Genomic DNA, 480 nt, shown 5'->3' on the forward strand with positions numbered 1-480 from the left:
ATCGAATTTATCGGAGCGCAGCTTGGCCTGGGTGCCGACGATCTCGTAGACTATGCTGCCCGCGAGGAAACACGGCACGAGCATCTTGCCGAGTTACGGGGGCTCTACGGCTTCCGCACCTTCTCCGGGCGTGGTGCGAGCGAGCTGAAGGAATGGTTGTTCCGAGAAGCGGAGATGGCGGTGTCGAACGAGGATATCGCCCGTCGCTTCGTAGCCGAGTGCCGACGCACCCGCACTGTCCTTCCCGCGACATCCACGATCGAGCGGCTTTGTGCCGCGGCTCTCGTCGATGCCGAGCGACGCATCGAGACGAGGATCGCCATTCGTCTGCCTATGTCGATCCGAGAACAGTTGCTGGCATTGCTCGAGGAGACGGCTGATGATCGGGTGACCCGTTTTGTGTGGCTGCGCCAGTTCGAGCCTGGCTCGAACTCTTCGTCGGCCAACCGGCTGCTCGACCGGCTCGAATATCTGCAACGC

At 61.9% G+C, this 480-nt stretch carries 1 protein-coding gene; it reads left to right on the plus strand.

Features of this window, described 5'->3' with window-relative positions; genetic code table 11:
• A partial coding sequence (locus tag L2I46_RS29340) for a DUF4158 domain-containing protein (RefSeq protein ID WP_236948420.1) occupies positions 1 to 480 on the plus strand: 480 nt, incomplete at both ends.

Source organism: Klebsiella sp. 2019SCSN059, assembly GCF_021739525.1.
Lineage (GTDB): Bacteria > Pseudomonadota > Gammaproteobacteria > Enterobacterales > Enterobacteriaceae > Klebsiella > Klebsiella quasipneumoniae.